The sequence below is a fragment of the Pseudomonas savastanoi genome (assembly GCF_020917325.1).
GTDB classification, from domain to species: domain Bacteria; phylum Pseudomonadota; class Gammaproteobacteria; order Pseudomonadales; family Pseudomonadaceae; genus Aquipseudomonas; species Aquipseudomonas amygdali.
The window spans coordinates 2493391-2513685 of sequence record NZ_CP076652.1 but is presented as its reverse complement, the minus strand read 5'-3'; the positions used below and the strand labels follow the sequence as shown (position 1 = coordinate 2513685).

Below are 20295 nucleotides of genomic sequence, written 5' to 3'. Positions count from 1 at the left end.
AGGACGATGCGTTAAAGGCGAACCGCCATGGTCACGAACGCACTGCGCGGGTTGCCTATCTGAAGTATCTGCAAGTCGCCAGTGGGATCACTCGCAGCACTGGCGTCCGTGTTGATAGTCGAGATGTAGCGCTTGTCGAACAGGTTCACTACGTTCAGCGACAAGGTGGTGTCCTTGACCGCGCCCAACTTGCCGAAGTCGTAGCCCAGCGTGGTGTTGGCCAGCCAATAGCCTGCAACGCTCGAGTCGTTGGTGTAGGTGTAATAACGCTTGCTCATGTAGCTGCCCTGCAGGCCCGCGTTCCATTGCTGCCAATGCCAGTCCAGACTGCTTGAATACATCAGCCTGGGCGTGTCGACGACCGTCTTGCCTTTGACATGCACCTCGCTGGTACCGCTCTGATAATCATCGTCGTAGGTGCTGTGGTTATAGGACGCCGTGTTGGACCAGCTCCAGTTCTCGTCCGGGGTCAGTGCGAAGGTCAGTTCCAGGCCTCGGCTGGTCACCGAGCCGACGTTGGCTACGCTGTTCTGGCAGATCACGATCCCGGTGCAATTGGTAATAGCCACCAGGCGGTTGTCGAACCGGGTGTTGTAGACCGCGGCCGAGGTTGAATAAAGCGCGTTGCTGCGACGCACACCCACTTCAACCGTCTTTGAGGTTTCCGGTTTGAGGTTCTTGAACCCGCCTGCCGCGTCGACTGCCGTCTGAGTGGTGAAAAACGGGCCGTAGCCGCCACTGGGGAAGGCGGCGACGTTTTCCGAGTAGGAGGTAAACACCTCATCCTGATCATCAAGCTTGTAGGTCGCCCCCAGTTGCGGCAGGAAACGGTCTCGCGCCTCCAGCGAACCACTGGCGTAACCGCCACCCTTGCCTTCCACCGTCGAGGTAGTGACTGTGTTCTTGGCACCGAACTCGAGTTTCAGGCGGTCGTCGAGCAAGGTGTAGCTGTCGCGCAGATAGAATTGCCGAGTCAGGTCGTTGTAATCCTGAGAAAGAATGGTCGCGACCTGCGGCAAACCCTTGGTTCTCACGATGTGATTCTGCGGTGCCGTGCCGGTCGGGTCGAACAGGTAGCGGGAGACGTCATTCTTGTTCGACTGAATCCAGAACCCACCCTGAATTTCGTGCTGACCCAGAAAGTAAGTCAGCGAGGTCTGGAAGCCCGAGCGGTTGATACCGTAGACCGTGCTGCGAATGGAGTTGGTAGGTACGGTCGTGCTGCCACTGGTGTACACGAATGGATAGTAAGAGTTGCCCCGCCCCGAGTCGTGGTGGTGATAAACCGTGGCATCCAGCAGCAGATCATCGCTGAGGGAAAAGTTGCCACTGAGGATGTCCAGTTCATCATCACGCAAACTGCTGCCGTTATAGGTCGCGTCTGCTGCACGGGTGACACCGCCGGTGAAAATACCGTTGGCGGCGTTCACAGCCCGGGTCCAGTCCGGCGTGTAGTAACTCCAGTTGTACCCCAGACGCCTGATCATGCTGCTCGACATGGCAGGCAGGTTGGCCTCGTTGTGCGTTGAGGTACTGTGATAGAAGCTCAGGTGATTAGCGTCGAAATCGTAGGTGACCTTGGCGTTGAGCGCGTCGGATTCCTGCGGATTGTCATGACCTTTCCAGGCATCGGCATCGTATTTTTCGCCTGACACATAAGCCGCCAGCCCGTTGTATTCGCCGGTATCAACGCGCACATACGTGCGCGTGGTGTCATAGCTGCCGAGGGTTTGCGAAAGGCGCGCGCCAAACTCCTTTTCGGGGTTTGAACTGGTGAACGCGATTGTGCCGCCCAGGTTGCTGTTGGAGGCAGTGCCCAGCGCACCGATACCGGCCGCGACTTCACTCTTGGCGATATTTTCCGCGATGATTGCGCGGGTGATACTCAGGCCGTTGAAATTGGCGAAACTCATGTTGCCCAGCGTCACACCATCCAGTGTGTAGCCCAGATGATGCATGTCGAAGCCACGCAGACTGATGCGCTGACTGCTTTCTTCACGCCCGAGCGGGTCGCCGGCTTGAAAGCTTACCCCGGCAAGACGCTGGAGCACCTTCATCGGGTTGGTGCCCGCTGAATAGGCCTTGATGTCCTTTTCATCGACACGCTGTACCTGGCGCGTTTCCCCTTGGCCAATCACTGAAACGGTACCGAGCGTGGTATCGGCTGCGCCGGTGGCAGGCTCCTGCGCCGGGTCTGTCGGCGTCGCGCTGTCCTGCGCATAGCTCGTCAGGCTAAGTGCATGCAGTCCGATCAGTAACACCAGTCGTTGAAGGGGAAAACGTGACGCACGCGTAGTCGATAGCATGATCATGAAAACGTTTCCTGAAGGCGTAAGAAGTCGGCAGGCTCTGGCCCTGCGCCTATTAATCGGAATTGCCGGAATCAAGGGCTTTCGGTGATTACCGCCAGGCGCGTTATGCCGGATCGCTGCACATCGGCGAGAACCCTGGCAACGCGTCCGTAGTCAGTTGCCGTGTCGGCACGCAGGGTCAGCGCCACGTCGGGGTCATTGGTATGCAGATTCTGCAGGGCGTCCGGTAATTGCTCTTCGGCTACAGGCTGGTCGTCGACAAACAAACCGCCTTTGGCGTCAATGCTGATGGCCACTGGTTTGGCGTCGTCCAGCGGCGCGGTGGCCGCTGTCTGCGGCAAATCAAGCGGTATGGCATTGGTCAATAACGGTGCGGTCACGATAAACACCACCAGCAGCACCAGCATCACGTCGACCAGAGGCGTAATGTTGATATCGCTGATCGCGTCGTCGCCCTGGCTTGAGGAGAAGGCCATTTCAAGCAACCCCGCTGAGGCTGCGAGTACCGTCGCGCTCGCCTTTCAATCTGAAGGCATGGCGCTGGGCGCGGTTCAGCAGATCGATTGCAAAGGCGTCCAGATCGGCCACCATGAGCTTCAGACGGCGGTTGAAAAAGTTGTAGGCAAGTACCGCCGGTACTGCCACGGCAATGCCGATACCTGTGGCGATCAAGGCCTCGCCGATTGGCCCGGCGACCACGGCAATGCTCGCTGACTTGGCGGTACTGATGGCCTGAAGGGCATGGATGATGCCGAACACCGTACCGAACAGGCCGATAAAAGGAGCCGTGCTGCCGATTGAGGCGAGCACGATCATGCCGCTTTCAAGGTTGCGTCGCTCAGAGTGAATCTGTTGATGCAGGCTACGCTCCAGCAGCTCCTGGCGGCTCCAGCTGTCAGCCGGTTCGTGACCGTCCTGACCGCCGGAAAGCGCTTGCGTGGTCACTTGCGCAAGACGTGCCAACTGGCTTTTCTGCGGACCGCTGTGCAGCGCTGCGTCGAAATCCTGAGCTGCCCAGAAGGCCTGCGTGTAGCGCTTGTTCTGGTTTTTCAGCCTCCCCTGCTGCCAGGCTTTGAGCAGCAGCACAGCCCAGGTTGCCAATGAGAACAACAGCAGGATGCCCATGGAGCTTTGCTGAATCAGTGTTGAATAATCGATTGTCATGGTAAGGCGCCTCAAGGAGCGAGCGTGAAGGCAAGCGGAACGTTGACCCAGCCATCGACCGGGCTGTTGCCGCGCTTGGCAGGAGTGAATGACCACTGTCGAACGGCCGCCTTGGCCGCATCGTCCAGCGCCGAAAAACCACTGGACTGAGCCACCTCAATCTGGTCCGGACGACCGCTGGCCAGCACATGCACGCGCAGCAGTGTGGTGCCTTGCTGATGGCGTTTGGCGGCCGCAGGCGGATACACGGGTGGCGGATTGTTCAGATAACCGGCGCGGCCGATGGGTGCCGTGGCAGGCGGTTCGCTGCTGGCTGGCGGTGCAGGCATGGGCTGCTGTGCCGGTATCGATTGGGGCGCAGCAGCAGGCACTTGCCTCTCGGCTACCTGTTGCTGTGCTTTTTGTTGTGGCTTGGCCTGTGGCTTGGCAGGCTGCGGACGTGGTGTCTCAGGCTTGGGTGCGGCGGCCAGGGGTTTGGCTGGCTCTGCCGGTATAACGGGTGGCGGTGCCGTGGGTTGCTCAACCGCAGGAGCCGCTGCGGCGGGCGTTGCTGGAGCAGGCGGCGTGGGCCTGGCGACCATTTGCATCGCGATTGGCATGGGCCGGGTTATCGGCGGTAACGGTTGCGCGGGCGCACTGTTGCGAAACCAGAGAAAACCCGCAGCATGGACAGCCAGTGCAATAACGCATGCCAAGGCAACATGACCCACGCCAATGCGCGGCACAGCGATTGCCGGTAACGGCACCGCCGGGGCATCGAACCTGCCTGCTGGCAACATGGGCAGCAGATCGTCGCGACAGGGTTGTGGCGGACGACGAGATAGAAGTAACGCGGGCATGACATCACCAATCCGGGACGAAATAAATAACGGCGCGCCGCTTTCAAAAGGTTTTAAAAAGCGTGCCGATGCTACGCTTTTCTATATGTACTTATTGTGACGAGAGGGAAGTTAGTTGACGAAACAACAGTAAGATTATTTCATGTTGCGTTTCAGGAAAATCGTTAGATAGCACACTATCTAGTGTGAGCATGTTTCGAAACGAGTGTCGCCCTCGCTGTCGGCCGGACACGGCATGCGCGTCCGGCCGGCGCGATAAAAATGTTCGTTAACAAGACCGTCATTAAATAATCAGTTTGAAATCAGGCTGGTATTTCGACGGCCATCATTTCTGAGCGCCGACACGGCGGTAACAGGATCGTCGGTAATGATGTAGCTGAAACTCTTGCCTGCGGTGTTCATGATCCAGTTGAGGCTTGTCCGGTTGTCGCCTGTCTCCTGCCCATAGCCCTTCTGGGACTTCCAGAGCCAGTACTTGGGTTCCGTACAGCAATGGCCATCCGCGGCAAAGAAGCTATAGTATTTGGTTTCCGCCACAGGCTGATAGGCACCCATGGTTTTTACATCGTGCTGGGTTCTCATCGCATAGTAGCTGTTCATGATGTTGTTGAGCGGGAATCTGAGCGTGCTGTCATATTCCTTGAGGCGCACCTCGGTCGCATAGACATAATCCTTGTTGTAATAGCTTTGCCAGTTCAACAGCGAATTGGCCGCCCCGCCGCTGGTGTCGATAAAGTCTGCACCGAACACCGGAATCAGGCGAAAACGGCCAGCTTCGCTCTGGGCATTCATGATCCCTTTGGATTCGAAGCTGGCAGCGTTCATGCCAATCGAGTTGACAGGCATTTTGAAGTACACCCAACGCTCGGCCGGTGTTCCCCACCAGTTACTGTGAGTCTTCACGCTCTGCCAGGCTTTTTTCGCCGCGTCGATGTTCTTGACGTCAAGCAACAGGATCATCGCGATCTTGTCGCGCTTGATCGCGTCCAGAATGGCATCGAAAGACGGCAGTTTCTGGTTGCTGTAGCCATTCAAGGAGGGATGCCGAAGCGAAAGATTCAGGGTGTTTCCAAAGTAATTCGACAGGTTCGGGTTATAGCCGCCATGACCGTAAGGGTCATATTCAGTCGAATTCGCGGTCGTGTAAGCATTGGTGGTCCGACCGAGGTTGGTATCATGCAGGACGATTACATTCCCGGCCCGGTCCAGCTGAAGATCGATTTCCGAACACTCGATTCCATTGGAGGCAGCCTGCTCAATGGAGGCAATCGAGTTCTCAGGCACATCACGCAACCAGTCGGGGTGAGAGTTGGTACCGATGGCGGTGCCGTGCAGCCCCCGGTGCGCGCAGACAATCGTAAGGTCATTATGGGCATCTTTGAGTATCCCGCCGATCTTGTCAGTGTTGTACTCTGCCAATGCAATAGAGGGCGCTACTATCAATACCGCCGTGCACAGTAGAACTATTTTCGGTAAGCAAAACATAATGTTGACTCCCATAAGGTCAGAATGGAATTAACTGCTGTACGGGCGAAGGCAAGACAAAAAAAAGGCAAGGAACGGGCGGAGTCGTGCTCGACTCTTCTGGCTTTAACAGACTTTAAATGGTCATTTTGCTCGAGCTACCGCGTGACATTTCGTTAATACAACTTCACGCGTGCAGCCACTTTGTTTACCGGAGCCTAGTCAGATGGCTCCGATGACCAGTCCTTTACTGACACCCCTTGCACATACACCGAAGGTGGTGCGGGAGGTGCTTGCGTGGGGGACAGCAGAGCGCCGGTATCAGGGTCGTAGTAGAAGATCTCCTCGATGCTGTCGATGCTGACTTTCAATCGACCTCTGTGCAGGTCGTCATCGACGTTGACGATGCGTTTGGTCCCAGTGGAACAGGTCACGCTGGCGCCACCCGCAAAGCCTTGCCCCTCTGCCCCGGCGGGTTCGATCAGGCACATTGCACCATCCGGACGAGCGATCTGCAGCGCGCCTTGTGGCGTGATGCGATGGGTGTAGACCGGACGACCATCAGGGCCGACCGTGGTAAATGACTCGCCGCGCTCAAAGCGCCTTTCCGGGGTATCGATACCTTTCACGCCCACGATGTTATGCAGCAGCAAACCGTCCGTGCCGATGTAGTAGTGAGCGATTTGCGTGCCGGTGTTCGCGGGCCAGCGCAGGTGCATGTGCATATGGGGCGGTGCATCTTCATGGCCGTGTGGGGCATTGGTGTCGAAGCCCATGATCTGGATTTTGCCCAGCCCCTGGCTTTGCACGTATTGGCCAAGCCCAAGATCACGTACCGCCTCGCGCTGCGCGAACTCCAGCACGTTGGCTGCAGCACGCTGAACGGACGGAAACGAGTCCTGCACGTAAAGGCCCGCGCGGCGTGCCGGGTCGGCATGTTCAAAGCGCAGGACCATGCCCGGCTCAACGATGTGCGTAGAGACCTCGGATGCTGTTATCGCATCCACTGCCAGAGGCGGCAATACCACATACAAACGTCCGCCATCGAGCCTGAACGGTATATCACCACTTTCCAGAATCACGCGCGAGGTATTCGCCACCGCTCCGTCGAAACCCAGTTCAAGCGTCCTTGAACGCGGTACTTTCAGCGCTATGACCGTCTCGCGCGGGTTGTCGGCGTTCCAGTAAGGGTCTGCCACCAGCCTGCACGTGGCACAACTTGCCGGGTCAAAGCGCAAGCCAGGACCTTCTTCACGCTTCACGAATTTGATGACGGCAATGACTGACTCGTCGCTGGCCGGTGCAGAAGCAGCTAACGCGAGACTCGCGCTCAGCATGGCGCTCGCCGCCAGTGCCATTGTTGTTCCATACGTCGTCATGCGTCAGACATCCGTTGCGGCATGCCTACACCTGCAATCAACTGAACAACCATCAAAAACTGCGCGTTCATAGGCAAGCCACTATTCAGGTGGGACGGATAAACCAAGTCTCGCAGTGGGCATTGGATCCGCACACTATCAAGACGAAACGGGTGGACTCGGAAAGTAACGCATCAATAAAGCTTCTGACCTAAACAGGGTCAGGGCATTCTCACGCCGACGTACTCACCAGCGCGAACACGGCAATGTGCCAGTGAACTAACGCGTCGAAAATACTCCCTTACATTTGATATTACTGTAGGGAAGCGATGTGACAGATTGAGGACATTAACGCACGAAACACCGGCATGGTTAATATGATCAGGCAACTAACAATATGACGCGCAGCATGTAGTGAACAGCGTCGAACATAAACTTTTTTTTAAAATTGTAGGCGTGCGTGTCGATTACCCACTTATGTCGAAAAGATGACCGTCCACTTTATATTCTTTGAGTCCCGAAAGCATGCCGAGCCAAGCCGTCGCACAAGAACTGCCACGCGAATTCCTGCCGCCCGACGACCACTACAAAAAAGCCCGAGAGCTAACGCTCCCAGGCCTCTGAACACCCAACAAACCCCTTATCGTCAGCTCACTTTAAAGCGTCCCACCAGCCCCTGCTGCTGCTCAGCAAGCCTGGCCAGTTCACGACTCGTGACTGCTGTCTGCTCGGCACCTGCACTCACCTGAATGACCAGCGCGTTGATGTCATTCACGTTGCGGTGGATTTCTTCGGCCACCAGGCTTTGCTCTTCGGCAGCAGATGCAACCTGGATGTTGCGGTCACTGATGGTCGCGATGCCTTCGGCGATTTCTTCCAGCAGTTCGCCAGCGCGTACGACGTTGCTGGCGCCCTCTTGCGCCTTGCCCAGGGTTTCCTGCATGGACGCGGCAGCACGTTCGGAGCCGGACTGCAGGTTGGCGATCATGTTCTGGATGCTGACCGTGGAGTCCTGAGTCTTTTTGGCCAGGTTGCGCACTTCGTCGGCCACCACGGCAAAGCCGCGACCTTGTTCGCCCGCACGCGCTGCTTCGATGGCTGCGTTGAGGGCCAGCAGGTTGGTCTGGTCGGCGACGCCTCGGATGACATCGAGCACCGAGGAAATGGCGTTGCTCTCGCCCTTGAGCTCGTCAATGATTCGTGAAGTCTCTTCAGCCTGGACCGAGAGCCCTTGAATCAGGCCGATGGTGTTGTCGATCTCGGTCTTGCCCTGCACGGTACTGTTATTGACGCGCTGCGACATCTCGGCCGCGTCGGTGGTGCTGCGCGCAACGTCCTTGACGGTGGCGCTCATCTCGCTGATGGCTGTGGCGACCTGATCGGTGCCCAGGCGCTGCTGCGCGACGTTCTGGCTGGTCTGCAACGCCACCGCAGAAGACTGCTCGGCGGCGGTGGCGACCTGTGAGGTAGCGCTGCCGATTTCGCGGATGACCTCGCTGATCTGTTGCGCCATGTTGTCCAGATTGCGTGATATCTCGCCGAACTCGTCTTTACCGGTGTAACGGGTTCTGGCGGTCAGGTCGCGGGTGGATAGCGCAACCAGCGTGCGGTTCACGTCGACCACTGCAACCTTGATATTGCGGATGATCACCGACGCCAGCCACAACACTACGATCAGCATCACGATGACAGTGGCAACCGCTATGTAAAGGCTGCTTTGAGCGGCGCTGCGTGCATCGGTGGCCAGGCCTACGACAGTCTGACCCAATTCCGCTTCAACCCTGGCCATCAGGTCTATGCGGTTGGTGGAAAGGTTGAACCAGTCTTCGGGCTTGATGTTGAGCGGGTCGCCCAGGGGTGTATCGAAACCCAGACGTTGCAGGCGGGCAACTTCAAGTGATCCTGGTTGTTGCAGAACATCATTCAGCCTGGTTTTGAATGCTTCCGGGGACCAGCGCTGGAAGGCTTCGAAGTAACCGGAGAACTCTCCAAGGTTACGACTGAAGCGTGATAACAGCGCTGCGTCGAAGCGATTCTGGTTGAAAGCCAGGCCCAACAACACCCGTTCGCGACCCGCGCGCTCTTTCATATCCACGAACTGATTGAGCGAACTCAAGGCGCGCAGTATTTGCGGGTCTTCAATGCTCGCTTCCATCGAATAAGTAAACCCGATGAGCGTTTTGATGATGTCAGTGAAACGCGTGCCGGATTCAGTATTGTTGATTGCCAGCGCATCGACTTTGAGGCGTAACGCGATCAGGTCATCCAGCGCGCGGTTTACTTTTTCCGGCCCGGGAATTCCCTCCGTCGATTGCGCACGCATCTCGCCCATCGCCTGGTCGGTTTCCTGACGAAATGATTTCAATTTGTCTTGCATGGACTTGCCGCCACTGCCCAGGAACACGCCACTGGCACCGCGCTCGCGCTGGATGGTGGTGACGACGTTGCTGAGCTTCTGTGCGGCACTGGTGGCCGTCACTGCGCGCCTCATATCGCTGAGGTTCTCGCTTTTATCAGCGACGAAAATACCTGCGAAGGCAAGAAAGCCCAGCAGGGGAAACATTAAAATAAGCAGCAGTTTCATACTCAAAGGAGCATTTCTAAGCATTGCAGACCTCATGACGTGCAGACGTTCTATAAAGACGATCCGAGGCCTAACGTTCTGTATTTTTCGACGTTTTTTAATAGCCAGAGATGATTCGGTAATTAGCCTGCCTTAGCCGGTCTTGCTTCCGTCCCATTGTTTCGGCTGAGGGCAGCCGAGCTTTACCAAACTATTTATCTTGACAATTCACACCACAAGATTAATGAAGACGAGTATTCGAAAATGCGCGGGAAGTTTGGATCCACAAGAAGTGCAATTAACATTAACGGCAATAAACCAAGATGCAAAACATAACGCCAGACAACGTGGTCACCTATAAATGAGATGACCACAGTGTCTGGCGAGAGGAAGGCGGTTTTTCTGATTCCGCCTGTCACGTTGCCCGGATTATTAGCGCAAGTTGGTCTTGGCCAGTTCCAGCACTTCACTGCCGCGCCCGCTCATGATCGCGCGCATCATGTACAGGCTGAAGCCTTTGGCCTGTGCCAGTTTGATTTTCGGCGGGATGCCCAGCTCCTGCTTGGCAGTGACCACGTCGATCAGCACCGGGCCTGGATGATCGAACGCCTTGCGCAACGCTGCAGGCAGCTCTTCGGCGTTCTCCACGCGCAGGCCGAGAATGCCTGCGCCCAAGGCGATACCGGCGAAGTTGGTTTCATGCAGGTCGGTGCCGTGCGGCACATAGCCGCTGGCTTTCATTTCCATGTCGACAAAGCCCAGCGAGCTGTTGTTGAACACCACCATTTTGATCGGCAGGTTCAGTTGGCGGATGCTCAGCAGGTCGCCCAGCAGCATCGACAGACCGCCATCGCCACACAACGCCACCACCTGACGATCAGGGTGCTCGGCCTTCGCGCCCAGAGCCTGAGGCAAGGCGTTGGCCATCGAACCGTGGTTGAACGAGCCCAGCAGACTGCGTTTGCCGTTCATGTGCAGGTAGCGCGCAGCCCACAGCGTTGGCGTGCCGACATCGACGGTAAAGATCGCATCAGCGTCCGCTTGCTCGTCGACCAATCGAGTGAGGTACTGCGGGTGAATAGGCGTACCGTCTGGCGTAGGCGTGGCCAGTTCGTCCAGCTCTTCGCGGGCCTTGGCGTAGTGCTTGAGGGCCTTGTCGAGGAAGCGGCGGTCGGCGTGCGGCTTGAGTTTCGGCTGCAATGCGTCGAGGGTTTCCCGCACCCCGCCGACCAGACCGAGCGCCACAGGCGTACGGCGACCCAACTGCGTAGGGTCGAGGTCGATCTGGATGATGTTGGCCTTTTCCGGGTAGAAATTCCGATATGGGAAGCTGCTGCCGAGAATCACCAGCGTGTCGCAGGACAGCATGGCGTGGTAGCCGGAGCTGAAACCAATCAGACCGGTCATGCCGACGTCGAACGGGTTGTCGTACTCAACGTGCTGCTTGCCGCGCAAGGCATGGACAATGGGAGCGCCCAGCGTGTCGGCCAGTGCGAGGATCTGCTCGTGAGCACCCGCACAGCCTGCACCGCACAGCAAGGTCACGGCTTTCGAGTCGTTGAGCATGTCGGCCATCGACTGCAAGTCGTTGTCCGCTGGGACGACAGTGGGCGGCGTGGCCTCGATCCATTTCGCAGCTACATCAGGGGATTCGCTGAGCGCCACATCGCCGGGCAAGACGATAACGGCCACACCTTTCTGGCTGATCGCCGCGCGCATGGCACGCTCCAGCACACGCGGGAATTGCTCGGGGTTGCTGACCAGTTCGACGAAGTGGCTGCATTCCTTGAACAGCTCCTGCGGGTGAGTTTCCTGAAAGTAATCCAGGCCGATTTCCGAGGAAGGAATGTGCGCAGCAATCGCCAGCACCGGCACGCGGTTGCGATGGCAGTCGTACAGGCCGTTGATCAGGTGCAGGTTGCCCGGTCCGCAGCTGCCTGCGCAGACCGCCAGCTTGCCGCTGGATGCCGCCTGGGCACCGGCGGCGAAGGCTGCGACTTCTTCATGACGGGTGTGCATCCAGCGAATCGAATCGGTACGTTCCAGGCTGTCGGTCAGGCCGTTGAGGCTGTCACCGGACACCCCCCAGATGTGGGAAACACCTGCCGCTGCGAGGGTTTGCGCAAGATGGTCGGCGATGGTCTTGGACATTAGGGGTTCCTTGTCGAGGCAATAATGAATTCGGTAAAACGCGCGCAGCGCTCTGCCACGCCTATTGTGGTCGACCCGATGAATTCTCGACAGTTCAGAAAACCTGAGCCCTGTTCAGGGCTCGGTCAGACAGTTTGCCTTGGCAAACAATTCAGGCGTGCGGGTTGCCCGGCGCCTTGGCAGGGACTGCGTATTGCGGTTTGAGCTTGCCCTCGCTGTCGAGCAGCCAGGCATCGAGAATTTCCCGGACCACAGGGCCCGCGACTCGACCGCCCGCTTCGCCGTTCTCGATGGTCACCGACACCACGATCTTCGGATGATCGGCCGGCGCGAAGCCGACGAACAAGGCGTTGTCACGGTTACGCTCCAGCGTCTTCAGACGGTTGTAACGCTCACCCTGCTTGATCGCCACCACCTGCGCCGTACCGCTTTTGCCGGCGATACGGTACTGCGCGCCCTTTGCGGCATCGCGCGCAATGCCGCGCGGGTCGTGCATGACCATCTGCATGCCGGTGTTGACCTGATTCCATTCGTTGGGATCGCGCAGCACGATGTTTGGCATCGGGTGCTCATCAAGCGGCACGTCGTGGCCTACTTCCATCGCCAGGTGCGGCCGATGCCAGACGCCTTTGCTGGCAATCAGTGACGTTGCCTGAGCCAGTTGCAATGGCGTGACCTGCATATAGCCCTGGCCGATACCGAGAATCACCGTTTCGCCCGGGAACCACGCCTGGCGGCGTGTAGCGCGCTTCCATTCGCGGGACGGCATCAGCCCGGCCGATTCCTCGAACATGTCCAGCGAGACCTTTTGGCCGATGCCGAACATGGTCATGTAGTCGTGCAGGCGGTCGATGCCGAGCTTGTGCGCGACGGTGTAGAAGTAGGTGTCATTAGACCGCATGATCGCCGTGTCCATGTCCACCCAGCCATCGCCGCTGTGGTTCCAGTTGCGGTATTTGTGGTCAAAGTCCGGCAGCTGGAAGTAACCGGGGTCGAAGACCTTGGTCGAGGCCGTGACCACACCGCTGTCGAGACCGGCAATCGCCACTTCCGGCTTGACCGTCGAGCCCGGTGCGTAAAGGCCACGCAGCACCCGGTTGAACAGCGGCCGGTCAATGGAATCGCGCAGCGCAGCGTACTGCTTGAAGCTGATGCCGGTGACGAACAGGTTGGGGTCGAAGCTTGGTTTGCTGACCATCGCCAGCACTTCGCCGGTTTCCGGGTCCAGCGCAACCACCGAACCACGTCGATCACCCAGAGCGTTTTCCGCTGCGGCCTGCAAATGCGCGTCCAGCGTGAGGGTGATGTTCTTGCCCGGCACCGGGTCAGTGTGTTTGAGCACCCGCAGCACGCGGCCCTGGGCGTTGGTTTCGACCTCTTCGTAGCCTACGTGGCCGTGCAGCTCGGATTCGTAGAAGCGCTCGATACCGGTCTTGCCGATGGATTGAGTGCCGCGATATTCATTGTCGAGATGCGACGCTTCTTTTTCGTTGATACGCCCGACATAGCCAATCGAATGGGCAAAGTGCGCGCCCAGCGGGTAGTGACGAACGAACTGCGCTGCCACATCCACGCCCGGCAGCAGGTACTGATTGACCGCGAGTGTGGCGATCTGCTCTTCGGTCAGCTCATACAGCAGGGTCGCAGGCTCAAACGGGTGACGAACCTGTTTCAGTTCCTTGTCGAACAGAATCCGGTCTTCGTCGGGCAACTCCAGCAGGGTCATCAGTTCATCGATCACCTTGTGCCAGTCACCGGCGCGCTCACGGGTCAGGGTCAGGTTGAAACTGGGGCGATTGTCAGCGAGCACTTCGCCATTGCGGTCAAAGATCAAACCGCGCTCGGGCGGGATCGGCAACACATGCACGCGGTTGTTTTCGGAAATGGTCGAGTGGTAATCGAACTCGGTGACTTGCAGGAAATACATGCGCGCGACCAGACAGGCAGCCAGCAGGCCGACCAGCACCGCGCAGGCAATCAGGCGCTGATTGACCAGCCGCGTCTCTTTTTCGTGGTCTTTCAGGGGGATTGGATTGGGCATTTCTACAGCTTCTCGGTGAAGGGCAAACGGCGCAACTGAACGTGTATATAAAGATTTCGGCGCGCACCATACCAAGAAGCGGCTGATTGCAGGCGATTGAGCCGACAATCGCAGGATGAAAAATCTGTCAGAAACGGCTCATTCAAGCGTGGTCTGCACCGTGTTCGCGGCCTCGCGGGCCTGCATGATGCGTGGCAGATTGGTCTCGATCCAGGTGGCGAGTGTTTCAACCTGCAAGGCGACTTCTTCACCCATTGGGGTCAGCCGGTATTGAACATGCGGCGGCACCACCGGCAGTGACTTGCGGCTGACGAAGCCGTCCTGCTCCAGATGCTGCAAGGTTTGCGCGAGCATTTTCTCGCTGACCCCGCCAATTTTGCGCCGCACCTCGCTGAAACGATGCATGCCACCGCGCAAAACCACCAGCACCAGCACGCCCCAACGGCTGCAAACATGGTTGAGCACCACCCGTGAAGGGCAGTCGGTGGCCAGTACCTGCCCCTGACGAACGAAGGCCAGCATGGACTCGACCGTTTCAGACTGTGGATGCGAGGCAGATTCACTCATGACACTTACCTTTTTGTACGTACTTACGAAAGGTAAGCATCATGACTATGCTGGCGCTTCCTTTCAACCTGATTCAAGGAATCCTTCCATGATCGTTGTCACCGGTGCCACTGGCCAGCTTGGCCGTATCGTCATTGAACAGCTGCTCACTCGTGTACCTGCCGGGCAGATCATTGCCGCAGTCCGCAGCCCGGAAAAGGCCAGTGACCTCTCGGCAAAGGGCATTCAAGTGCGTCACGCCGACTATTCGCAGCCGTCGACGCTGGACAGCGCGTTTGCCGGTGCCGACAAAGTGCTGCTGATTTCTTCCAGCGAAGTGGGCCAGCGCTTGCCACAGCACAAGGCCGTGATTGATGCGGCAAAACGCGTCGGGGTCAAACTGCTGGCTTACACCAGTGTTCTGCATGCAGACGCCTCGGCACTGGGCCTGGCCAGAGAGCACCGCGAAACCGAAGACTACCTGCGCGCCAGCGGGCTGCCTTATGTCCTGCTGCGCAATGGCTGGTACACCGAAAACTACACAGCAGGCATTCCCGGCGCGCTGGGCCATGGCGCGGTCATGGGCTGTGCCGACGAGGGCCGCATCAGTTCGGCGTCGCGCCTCGATTACGCTGAGGCTGCGGCGGTGCTGCTGACCTCCAGCGAGGATCAGAGCGGTCGCGTGTACGAGCTGGCTGGTGACGATTCCTACACACTTGCTGAGTTCGCTGCCGAGCTTTCAAAGCAGGCCGGCAAGACTCTGCCTTACGTCAACCTGCCGCAAGCCGAATTCAAAGCCGCGCTGATCCAGGCAGGCTTGCCAGACTTCGTTGCGCAGTTGCTGGCTGATTCCGACGCGGCCGCAGCCAAAGGCGCGCTGTTCGATGACAGTCACCAGTTGAGCGCACTGATCGGCCGTCCGACCACCAGGCTCTCTGCAACCATCGCCCAGACCCTGCAAGGCTAAGCGCGGCAAACCCGATCGAATGATTTGCAAACGTGAGGGTCCCAGTTGTTACGAGGCATTAAGCCATCGCCTGATACCAAAGACTGGGAGTCTTTACATGAATAGCAAATCGTTGATCGCCTGCATGACCTTGCTCGGCTGCTTCTCCGCCGTCGCCCTGCCCGCTCACGCAGCAGAGACGGCGGACCCGAAAGTAGCCGAATCCAAAGACAACATGCATGAACTGGAAATCGGTTCCCGCGTGCCGGAAAAATATCGCCGCAGCGATCTGGAAGTAAAAGACTGGAAAAGCAAAGGCCTGGAAGCACCGGCCAAGGAAAGCGAGTGGGTCAAGATCAATGATAAATACGTACGCTTTCAGAAGGTCAACGGCAACATCATGGATATCGTGCCGGTGAAGAAGTAAGTATCAACAAGTAAGCACAGCGCTATAGAGCACAAGCCTGGCGCTAGTGATTCATATATAGGCTCATCGCAACCGAGCCTGGTGCCAATGCCACGCATTGGCACGCTGCACTGCGGGCGTAGCTTGTCGCAAACAGCCCCTCCACCAACCAAAACCATTGCTTTTTTGTCCGCATGCCTTACAAATGCAGTGTTGCCAGCCTGTAACATCACTGCCACCTTCTCTGCGAGCCTGCTCCATGTCCAGAACCGTCGCCATTGCCTTCGCCTGCCTGCTTTCATCAACGGCCCAGGCCGCCTGCCCCGCCGCGACCCCGGTCGATACAGCGCGCTGGGTCTACGAAAAGCATCAGGACTTCTACCTCAGTGGCAAAGGCTCGGCTGATTACCTGTCCAAGCCTTTGCTGGGCTTGCTGAAAAAAGACTGGGCCTGTCAGAACGGTGATCAGTGCGCAGTCAGCGCCAACCCCTGGACCGACGCGCAGGATGGCGATGTGCAGAAGCCCATCGACTGGAAGCTGGTGTCCAATTCCGACAAGCAGGCAGTGGTCGAGATGACCTACAACCTGGGCTACAAAGACGCCCCGCAGCAGCCGGTCACCAGCCAGACCACTCGTCTGTTGTTGACTAAAAATGCCAGCAGTTGCTGGGTGCTGGACAATCTTCAAGGGCCGCAGGGTGTCGCACTGATGCAGACCCTGGAAGAATTTCCTTACGAAGGTGATTGATCGGCCTTGAAACAATCCGTCATTCTCGGTATCACAGGCACTTGAATTTCACGAGCGAGCACCATGAATACCTTTGAGCAATCGATTATTGAGGCTGCGCAGGCCGCCACGCCCAATAACACCGATGCCGAACGCGAAGCTGCCAGAATTGCCGCCACGCAGGCAGTGGCCGAAATCATGTCCAGCCGCAGCGGGCTGGACCGTACCCTGGCATTGGCCGAGTTGCTGGATTCCTACTCGGAACATGACGATCAGGAAGACGATTAGGCTGGGCGGCAGCGGGCAAAAATTTATTACCTGTTTATTTACCTGCGACGCTAAAGAAAGCTACTGTAGCGGTCGATAATTCGATTGAGGGGGTTCATCACAGCCCCCATTCATTTAGTCATTTAGTGCGCTCGGATGCGACCTATAGGGGAACCATCCGTGCAAGTCGAACAACTGAAAGACATCCAGGCCTACGTCAGGCGCACCGCCGACGACCTTGAACGCGTCTCGGCCAATCTTGCCGGACATCTTTTGTACCTGGAGCGTACTTCTCGCCCGCATGAAGCGCAGGAAGTCAGCGAGCGGATCGTCGGCTTGCGTGCGTCAGTCGATGGCCTTCGTGGCGTGTTCCGGTAACTGACCATTTACCTTTCCCCGGCCTGCGACAGCGGCCTCGCTACTTCCTCCAGAGACTTGCGCTCGGCAGCCGCGCCCCATATCGACTGCACCAGCGCCGCGAACATCATCAACCCTGCCCCGATCAGATAGCCGATCAGCACATTGCTGCGTTCGCCGGTTTCTATCAACTCACCAAACAACGTCGGGCCTATCATCCCGCCCAGCCCCGTACCGAAGGCGTAGAACACTGCAATCGCCAATGCGCGGATTTCCAGCGGAAAGGTTTCGGCCACTGTCAGGTAGGCCGAGCTGGCCGCTGCCGAAGCAAAGAAAAAAATCACCATCCAGGCAATGGCCTGCTGGGTTACGTCCAGCAGACCTTGCTCGAACATATAGCCACTGATCGCCAACAGCACGCCTGACACACCGTAGGTCAGGCTGATCATGACCCGCCGCCCCACCACGTCAAACAACCTGCCCAGCAGCAGCGGACCGCAGAAATTACCCAACGCCAGCGGCAACACATACCAACCGACGCGCTCGGACGGCACGCCATAGAAGTCGGTCAATACCAACGCGTAAGTGAAGAAAATCGCATTGTAGAAAAAAGCCTGGGCCGTCAGCAGCGTCAGGCCAACCAGCGAACGCTGGCGAAACGTCACCAGCAAGGTTCTGGCAACCTCCCCCAGCGGCGTGTGGTCGCGCACGTGCAGGCGCAAGGGTTTGCCCTGCACCGCGGGCAGCACATGGCCCTGGCGCTGAAGATCGGCCTCTATCTGCTCAACGATCTTTTTCGCCTGCGCGGCCTGGCCGTGAATCAACAGCCAGCGTGGGCTCTCCGGCAGCCACAGACGCATCAGCAGCACCAGCAGGCCCAATACCGCACCGATCCCGAAACACAGGCGCCAGCCCAGTTCGGCACCTACCCATTGCGGATCGAGCAACACAATCGAGCCAATCGCGCCCAGCGCAGCACCCAGCCAGAACGTGCCATTGATGGTCAGGTCGACCCAGCCCCGGTAACGCGCCGGGGTAAATTCCTGAATGGTCGAATTAATTGCGGTGTACTCGCCACCGATACCCATGCCGGTCAGAAAACGGAACAGCATGAAGCTCCAGACACTGAATGAAAACGCCGTGGCGGCCGTGGCACCGACGTACAGCAGCAAGGTGATGAAGAACAGTTTGCGACGCCCGAGACGGTCCGCCAGCCAGCCAAAAAATAACGCGCCGAGTACGGCACCGGCGATATACGCGGCACCCGCCAGGCCCACGTCACTGTTGGTCAGGTTGAGCGCCGGACTGGCTTTCAGAGCGCCAGCCACCGAGCCTGCAAGGGTCACTTCCAGGCCATCGAGCAACCAGGTGATACCCAGCGCCACAACCAGTAAGGTGTGAAACCGCCCCCAGGGCAAGCGGTCCAGACGGGCCGGCAAATCGGTTTCGAACACTGCACCCTTTTCATCGGTTGTGGTCATTTCCGGCTCCCTGACAGCGAACATTGGTGTCAGGTTTGAGAGTGACTTACGGCGATCAAGTTCAGCTCACCCAGAACCACAGCAGCGTCAGATTGGCCGCCGAGATCAGACCGAACAGACCCCAGGCGGCAATCTTGACCAACCGACTGTTGACGAACGGCCCCATCAACTGCGGATCACTGGTAAAGCGAATCAGCGGCCAGAGCGCAAACGGCAGTTGCAGGCTCAGCACCACCTGGCTGAGCACCAGCATCTTGCCGACCGAACTGTCACCCAGCCAGATCACGCCGATCAGCGCCGGAATCAGTGCCAGTGCGCGAGTAATCAAGCGCCGCTGCCAGCAAGGAATTTTGGCCTGCAGAAAGCCTTCGAGCACCACCTGCCCGGCGATGGTTCCCGTGAACGTCGAACTTTGCCCTGCCGCCAGCAAGGCGACGCCGAACAGCACGCTGGCAATGGCACCGCCGACCAATGGATCAAGCAGGTGATAAGCGTCCTGAATCTCGACAACTTCGGTATGCCCGGTCTTGTGAAACGCCGCAGCCGCGAGGATCAGAATCGCCGCATTGATCAGCAGCGCAAGGCTCAGCGAACCGATAGTGTCCAGTCGGGCGTAGCGAATGGCAGTGGCTTTGCTGGCCAGATCAGCACCATTGACGCGGGTCTGCACCACCGACGAATGCAGATAAAGGTTATGCGGCATGACTGTGGCACCCAGAATACCGATGGCGATATACAGCGGCTCCTGGCTGCTCAGTACATCCCAGCTCGGTTTCAGGCCCGCCACCACATCCGGCCAGAATGGCTTGATCAGAAACAGCTCGACGGCAAAACAACTGGCAATGGTTGCAATCAACCCCAGCACGATAGCTTCCAGACGCCGGAAATTGGCGCCCTGCAAGGCCAGCACGATCAGGGTATCGAAAGCGGTCAGCGCTACACCGGTGGTGATCGACACGCCCAACAACAGATGAAACGCCAACGCCGCCCCCAGCACCTCTGCCAGATCGGTGGCGATAATCGACAGCTCTGCCAGCAGCCACTGGCCTTTGGCGACATTACGGCTGTAGCGGGCAGCAGACAGCTGCGCCAGATCACGCCCGGTGGCGATGCCAAGGCGGGAACAGAGGTTTTGCAAGACCATTCCCGACAGACTGGCCAGCACCACCACAAACAACAATGAATAGCCAAAGCGCGACCCAGCCTCGATAGCCGTCGCCCAGTTGCCGGGGTCCATGTAACCGATGGAAACCAGCAGGCCGGGTCCCACGAACAGCATCATCTTGCGCAGCAAGGACGCATTCGGCGGGATGGTCACGCTGTCAGTGGTCGCCGAGGGGCAGAAAGGGGCTGTTGCAGTGGTGGGCAGTTTGTACGTCACGGGAACCCGACAGGCAGAAAATCAAGACCTTCATCCTAAGGTTTTGCGACACATGTTGATACATGCTTGGTGGCTTCATGCCTGTTGTTTTGACGCTTGCTGGTCTTCAAGGCTGGCGCTGCATGGTTAATCACACGCTATCTCAACGGCGTACAGCCTGTCTAAACCGGTATAAACACTCAAAAACCATACCAACTAAACAATTATTAATCTTTTAGAGTCCATTAACCGCATTAAAAGACCATTCATTACAAATTGTAAAGAGTACTATTCAGGCCTCTACAAGAACTCA

The 20295-nt window shown here is 57.9% G+C and carries 17 protein-coding genes; 5 read left to right on the top strand and 12 right to left on the bottom strand.

The genetic code is table 11. The features are described from left to right. Window positions 1-11: 11 nt before the first annotated feature. From KP808_RS10910 to KP808_RS10865, 10 genes are all read right to left on the bottom strand, one after another. Entirely contained in the window at window positions 12-2312 is a 2301-nt protein-coding gene (locus tag KP808_RS10910) for a TonB-dependent receptor (protein WP_058401145.1), read from the bottom strand. Window positions 2313-2383: 71 nt separating this feature from the next. Next, window positions 2384-2788, bottom strand: coding sequence for an ExbD/TolR family protein (locus tag KP808_RS10905; protein WP_058401144.1), 405 nt, complete (start codon window positions 2786-2788; stop codon window positions 2384-2386). Between the two features lies 1 nt (window position 2789). Beyond that, window positions 2790-3476, bottom strand: a complete 687-nt coding sequence (locus tag KP808_RS10900) for a MotA/TolQ/ExbB proton channel family protein (protein WP_058401143.1) — start codon at window positions 3474-3476, stop codon at window positions 2790-2792. Window positions 3477-3487: 11 nt separating this feature from the next. Further along, complete coding sequence (locus KP808_RS10895; protein ID WP_058408434.1) at window positions 3488-4315, bottom strand: energy transducer TonB; 828 nt, start codon at window positions 4313-4315, stop codon at window positions 3488-3490. Between the two features lie 291 nt (window positions 4316-4606). Beyond that, a complete protein-coding gene (locus KP808_RS10890; RefSeq protein WP_227449353.1) occupies window positions 4607-5800 on the bottom strand; it encodes a glycerophosphodiester phosphodiesterase in 1194 nt (397 codons plus the stop codon). 197 nt (window positions 5801-5997) lie between these two features. Further along, complete coding sequence (locus KP808_RS10885) at window positions 5998-7137, bottom strand: hypothetical protein (protein WP_058401141.1); 1140 nt, start codon at window positions 7135-7137, stop codon at window positions 5998-6000. A gap of 646 nt (window positions 7138-7783) precedes the next feature. Next, on the bottom strand, window positions 7784-9700 hold the full coding sequence (locus tag KP808_RS10880) for a methyl-accepting chemotaxis protein (RefSeq protein WP_058401164.1): 1917 nt from the start codon (window positions 9698-9700) through the stop codon (window positions 7784-7786). Between the two features lie 432 nt (window positions 9701-10132). Further along, window positions 10133-11851: a ubiquinone-dependent pyruvate dehydrogenase gene (poxB, locus tag KP808_RS10875; RefSeq protein ID WP_058401140.1), complete on the bottom strand. Its 1719-nt coding sequence runs from the start codon at window positions 11849-11851 to the stop codon at window positions 10133-10135. 151 nt (window positions 11852-12002) lie between these two features. Further along, window positions 12003-13892 (bottom strand): penicillin-binding protein 2, encoded by a 1890-nt coding sequence (gene mrdA / locus KP808_RS10870; RefSeq protein WP_044322311.1) that lies wholly within the window; start codon window positions 13890-13892, stop codon window positions 12003-12005. A 138-nt stretch (window positions 13893-14030) separates the two neighbouring features. Beyond that, window positions 14031-14459, bottom strand: a complete 429-nt coding sequence (locus tag KP808_RS10865) for a winged helix-turn-helix transcriptional regulator (RefSeq protein WP_058401139.1) — start codon at window positions 14457-14459, stop codon at window positions 14031-14033. A gap of 88 nt (window positions 14460-14547) precedes the next feature. Here KP808_RS10865 and KP808_RS10860 point away from each other — a divergent pair, with 88 nt between their 5' ends. From KP808_RS10860 to KP808_RS10840, 5 genes are all read left to right on the top strand, one after another. After that, on the top strand, window positions 14548-15405 hold the full coding sequence (locus tag KP808_RS10860; RefSeq protein WP_230018420.1) for an SDR family oxidoreductase: 858 nt from the start codon (window positions 14548-14550) through the stop codon (window positions 15403-15405). A 97-nt stretch (window positions 15406-15502) separates the two neighbouring features. After that, on the top strand, window positions 15503-15811 hold the full coding sequence (locus KP808_RS10855) for an RcnB family protein (protein WP_219171429.1): 309 nt from the start codon (window positions 15503-15505) through the stop codon (window positions 15809-15811). Window positions 15812-16049: 238 nt separating this feature from the next. Continuing rightward, on the top strand, window positions 16050-16538 hold the full coding sequence (locus KP808_RS10850; protein ID WP_005733540.1) for a DUF3828 domain-containing protein: 489 nt from the start codon (window positions 16050-16052) through the stop codon (window positions 16536-16538). A 63-nt stretch (window positions 16539-16601) separates the two neighbouring features. Beyond that, window positions 16602-16805, top strand: coding sequence for a hypothetical protein (locus tag KP808_RS10845; RefSeq protein WP_002553810.1), 204 nt, complete (start codon window positions 16602-16604; stop codon window positions 16803-16805). A gap of 159 nt (window positions 16806-16964) precedes the next feature. Further along, window positions 16965-17162, top strand: a complete 198-nt coding sequence (locus tag KP808_RS10840; RefSeq protein WP_002553811.1) for a hypothetical protein — start codon at window positions 16965-16967, stop codon at window positions 17160-17162. 8 nt (window positions 17163-17170) lie between these two features. On the opposite strand, the gene KP808_RS10835 is transcribed toward KP808_RS10840, so the two are convergent. Then, complete coding sequence (locus tag KP808_RS10835; RefSeq protein ID WP_230018418.1) at window positions 17171-18622, bottom strand: MFS transporter; 1452 nt, start codon at window positions 18620-18622, stop codon at window positions 17171-17173. Between the two features lie 61 nt (window positions 18623-18683). Continuing rightward, a complete protein-coding gene (locus KP808_RS10830) occupies window positions 18684-19940 on the bottom strand; it encodes an Nramp family divalent metal transporter (RefSeq protein ID WP_057403838.1) in 1257 nt (418 codons plus the stop codon). Window positions 19941-20295: the final 355 nt, after the last annotated feature.

What these genes read in the sequence shown, in the direction of transcription:
- KP808_RS10910 (WP_058401145.1), bottom strand. Translation starts at nt 2,312, where the DNA reads ATGATCATGCTATCGACTACGCGTGCGTCACGTTTTCCCCTTCAACGA.
- KP808_RS10905 (WP_058401144.1), bottom strand. Translation starts at nt 2,788, where the DNA reads ATGGCCTTCTCCTCAAGCCAGGGCGACGACGCGATCAGCGATATCAAC.
- KP808_RS10900 (WP_058401143.1), bottom strand. Translation starts at nt 3,476, where the DNA reads ATGACAATCGATTATTCAACACTGATTCAGCAAAGCTCCATGGGCATC.
- KP808_RS10895 (WP_058408434.1), bottom strand. Translation starts at nt 4,315, where the DNA reads ATGCCCGCGTTACTTCTATCTCGTCGTCCGCCACAACCCTGTCGCGAC.
- KP808_RS10890 (WP_227449353.1), bottom strand. Translation starts at nt 5,800, where the DNA reads ATGTTTTGCTTACCGAAAATAGTTCTACTGTGCACGGCGGTATTGATA.
- KP808_RS10885 (WP_058401141.1), bottom strand. Translation starts at nt 7,137, where the DNA reads ATGGCACTGGCGGCGAGCGCCATGCTGAGCGCGAGTCTCGCGTTAGCT.
- KP808_RS10880 (WP_058401164.1), bottom strand. Translation starts at nt 9,700, where the DNA reads ATGTTTCCCCTGCTGGGCTTTCTTGCCTTCGCAGGTATTTTCGTCGCT.
- poxB (WP_058401140.1), bottom strand. Translation starts at nt 11,851, where the DNA reads ATGTCCAAGACCATCGCCGACCATCTTGCGCAAACCCTCGCAGCGGCA.
- mrdA (WP_044322311.1), bottom strand. Translation starts at nt 13,892, where the DNA reads ATGCCCAATCCAATCCCCCTGAAAGACCACGAAAAAGAGACGCGGCTG.
- KP808_RS10865 (WP_058401139.1), bottom strand. Translation starts at nt 14,459, where the DNA reads ATGAGTGAATCTGCCTCGCATCCACAGTCTGAAACGGTCGAGTCCATG.
- KP808_RS10860 (WP_230018420.1), top strand. Translation starts at nt 14,548, where the DNA reads ATGATCGTTGTCACCGGTGCCACTGGCCAGCTTGGCCGTATCGTCATT.
- KP808_RS10855 (WP_219171429.1), top strand. Translation starts at nt 15,503, where the DNA reads ATGAATAGCAAATCGTTGATCGCCTGCATGACCTTGCTCGGCTGCTTC.
- KP808_RS10850 (WP_005733540.1), top strand. Translation starts at nt 16,050, where the DNA reads ATGTCCAGAACCGTCGCCATTGCCTTCGCCTGCCTGCTTTCATCAACG.
- KP808_RS10845 (WP_002553810.1), top strand. Translation starts at nt 16,602, where the DNA reads ATGAATACCTTTGAGCAATCGATTATTGAGGCTGCGCAGGCCGCCACG.
- KP808_RS10835 (WP_230018418.1), bottom strand. Translation starts at nt 18,622, where the DNA reads ATGACCACAACCGATGAAAAGGGTGCAGTGTTCGAAACCGATTTGCCG.